Raw genomic sequence first — 2,694 nt, 5'->3', positions numbered from 1 at the left:
TGCGTATTCCACTGATCGCGGACACCCATTCCAGGCTGATCGCGGACAGTGTTCCAGGCGATCGCGGACACCCTGAGTGGGGTGCCTGAGTGACGGGCCGGATGGTAGGTCAACTGTCCGCCATCAATCTGGAACGGTGTCCGCGATCAGCGTGGAACGGCGTGCTGGGTCAGGCGTGGGATGAGCCCCGGCGCAGCGATTCGCCCTTGAGCGCAATGCTGTGCGAGGCGTGCATCAGCCGGTCCATGATGGCGTCGGCGATGGTGGGCTCACCCAGCCATTGATGCCAGGCGCTGCTGGGCATCTGACTCGTGATGAGCGTGCTGCGGCTGCCCACCCGGTCGTCCAGCAGCTCGAGCAGATCCTGGCGTTCCTGCGCGGCGATGGGAGCAATGGCGAGATCGTCCAGGACAAGAAGGTCAAGTCGCGCCAGCTGCGCCAGACGACGACCGAAGCTGCCGTCGCCGCGTGCTACTTGAAGCTCCTGTAGCAGCCGGGTCGAGCGGGTGTAGAGCACGGTAAAGCCCTGGCGTGCGGCCTGCTGGGCCAGCGCGCAACCGAGCCAAGTCTTGCCGCAACCGGTGGCGCCCGTGATGAGCACGTTGCGGCCATGCCGGATCCAGTCGCCCTCGGCCAGCGCCGTGACCAGGTGGCGATCCAGGCCGCGGCCAGATCGCCAGTCAATGTCCTCGACGCAGGCGCCGCTGACCTTGAGCTTGGCCGCCTTGAGCAGCCGCGCCACGCGCTTGCCATCGCGCCAGTCCAGCTCGCGCTGCACCAGCAGCGCCAGGCGCTGTTCGAAGGGCAGCCCCTCGGCGCTGGCCTGCATGGCGGTGTCGTTGAGCGCGGCAATCATGCCGTCCAGGCGCAGGCCGCGCAGTTGGTCCAGGGTGTGTTGTTGAAGCATGGTTTGTTCGTAATGTTTGATGGTTAGGCCAAGGGGCTGCTTTGCGGCAGCGCCTCAGTGGTGTCCGTAGTAGCTGGGGCCACGCACGTTGTCGTGGGCGGGCATGACGGGCGTGTCGCAGCCGAGCAGGTTGGTGCCCTGCCGGTCCAGACCGCTGGCCAGGATCGACTTGACGCTGCGGTAGTGCGGCGCACGGATGGACTGCGCCCGGGCGCATGCCGCCTCCAGTCGCTCGTCGCCGTACTCGCGCGCCAAGCGCATCAGGCCCAGGCAAGCGCGGTAGCCCTGCTCGGGGTGCGTGCGGTGTTCCATCTGCCAGCGCACCACGCCAGCCGTGGCGGCACCGATGCGCTCGCCCCAACCGATGAGCTTGGCCGGCGTCCATTGCCGGTGCGCGCGGTGCGACGCCGGCATGTGCTCGGCCACCGTGGTGAAGCCACCCACGATGTGGGTGAGGGCGTGTGCCGCGATGCGCTGGCGCCGCAGCAAGACCTCCAGCGTGCCGGCCGTGATGCGCAGCTCCACGGCGGCGCCGACGTGCTGGTGCGGCACCGAGTAGTAGTGGCCCTCGAAGGCCACGTGGTAGTCGATGTTGACCCGCGCCGGCTTGAACTGCGCGAGCACCATCGGCGTGGCCGGCAACGGCTTCAATGCCGGTGCGTCCAGCGCTGCGAAGGCCGCAGCCCTGCAGCCAGGCAGCTTCTTGAACGGCCGCTGGTTGAGGTCAACCAACAGCTGGGCGATGGCGCGGTTGAGCTCGACCAGGCTGAAGAAGCGCCGATGGCGCAGCCGAGCCAGGATCCAGCGCTCGACCACCTGCACGCCCACCTCGACCTTGGCCTTGTCCTGGGGCCGGCCGGGACGTGCCGGCAGCACCGCCACGCCGTAGTGCTCGCCCAGCTCTTGCATCAGCCGTGCGGTGACGGGCTCGTAGGCATCGGGGTTGGCGATGAGCGCGCGCGGCTGGTCGGGCACCAGCAACTTGGGCACGCCATTGATGAACGTCAGCGTCGCGATGATGGCGCCCACCCAGTCGGCGGCCGTCTGTTGCCACGTCGCGCAGGCGTAGGTGTAGTTCGACGCCCCCAGCACCGCCACGAACACCTGGGCGCGGCGGATCTCCCCCGTGCCGGCGTCCACGACCGGCATCGTCTGGCCGGCGTAGTCGACGAACAGCCGCTCGCCGCCAGGGTGGATCTGACGCATCGACCGCTTCAGGCGCTTGGCCCAGGCGCGGTACTTCTCGCAGAAGGCGCTGTAGCGGTAGGCCGCCTCGCCGGCGCCCGCGCGGTACTCCTCCCACAGCAGCTGCAGGGTGACGCCGGGGCGCTTGAGCTCCTGATGCAGCACTGCGTAGTCGGGCTCGCGCCGAGTGCTGCTGCGCGGTCGTGGTGGCGGGTACAGGCGCGACTGCAGCTCGTCGTCGCTGAGCGTGGCTGCCTGGGGCCATCCGACGCCGGCATCGCGCGCATACATCGCGATCTCGCTGACGGTGGTCTTGCTGATGCCCAATGCGGCGGCCACCTGCCGGGTGCTGAGGCTGGCGTCGGCCAGCAGTTGAAGCGCTTGTCTGATCTTGCTCATGAGGACCCTTGGTGTGGGCATCGCCTCTCCCGGCCAAAAAGCCGGGCAGCCTATGCCTCGTTGGGTCACTCAGGGCACCCTCCCGGTGTCCGCGATCAGTTTGGAATGCTGTCCGCCATCAGCGTGGAACGGTGTCCGCCATCACGGCGGAATGCTGTCCGCCATCAGAGCGGAACGGTGTCCGCGATCGCGTGGAATACGCA

The 2,694-nt window shown here is 68.3% G+C and carries 2 protein-coding genes; both read right to left on the bottom strand.

Translation table 11 applies throughout. The features are described 5' to 3' along the window. Nucleotides 1-169 precede the first annotated feature (169 nt). Nucleotides 170-907 carry an IS21-like element helper ATPase IstB gene (istB, locus tag ACG0Z3_RS23055; protein ID WP_394402372.1) on the bottom strand — a complete coding sequence of 246 codons (738 nt, stop codon included), beginning with the start codon at nt 905-907 and terminating at the stop codon, nt 170-172. 54 nt (nt 908-961) lie between these two features. Further along, on the bottom strand, nt 962-2,512 hold the full coding sequence (gene istA, locus ACG0Z3_RS23050; protein ID WP_394402370.1) for an IS21 family transposase: 1,551 nt from the start codon (nt 2,510-2,512) through the stop codon (nt 962-964). Nucleotides 2,513-2,694 lie beyond the last annotated feature (182 nt).

The organism is Pelomonas margarita (assembly GCF_043555875.1).
Taxonomy (GTDB): Bacteria; Pseudomonadota; Gammaproteobacteria; order Burkholderiales; family Burkholderiaceae_C; genus Pelomonas; species Pelomonas margarita.
The sequence above is the reverse complement of the archived record's forward strand: the minus strand, read 5'-3'. Positions and strand labels throughout refer to the sequence as shown.